At 59.3% G+C, this 562-nt stretch carries 1 protein-coding gene; it reads left to right on the forward strand.

The window, feature by feature from the left end:
* Window positions 1-562 (forward strand): ABC transporter substrate-binding protein (locus C5S62_RS06340; RefSeq protein ID WP_145958219.1); only part of this gene is annotated, 562 nt, incomplete at both ends.

Genomic DNA, 562 nt, shown 5'->3' on the forward strand with positions numbered 1-562 from the left:
CATCCATGCACCCCGACCTCGAACGTATCACAACCGCAACGGCTGACGCTTTGCTGGTGTCACCCTTTCAAAACGCCGGCAACGGCAACGTATCGGCCACAGGCATCCCCCTCATAGCGTGCGCCGACTACATGGAGCCGACACCGCTGGGACAGGCCGAATGGATGAAGTTCTACGGCTTGCTCTTCGGCTGCGAGGCCCGCTCCGATTTCCTCTTCACCCAGGTGGAAACGGCCTACGACTCCTTGCGTTGCGCCGTATCGGCCGTAAAGGAGCGTCCGCGACTGATGATAGACATGAAGCAGGGCGCGGCCTGGTACGTACCCGGCGGCGGAAGTTATCTGGGACAGATGTACGCCGATGCCGGTGCGGATTATATTTTCAGCACCAGAGACGAAAGCGGAGCCATTCCACTTTCGTTTGAAAGCGTTTATGCCGCCGCGCGCGAAGCCGATGTGTGGCTGGTCAAGTACGGGCAGGCGGCTGACCTTACTTACAATAAACTGGCGGCTGACTTCGGACCTTACTCCAACTTCAGGCCGTGGCGGGAACGCCGTATGTG

Source organism: Prevotella sp. MGM2, assembly GCF_002933955.1.
Taxonomy (GTDB): Bacteria; Bacteroidota; Bacteroidia; order Bacteroidales; family Bacteroidaceae; genus Alloprevotella.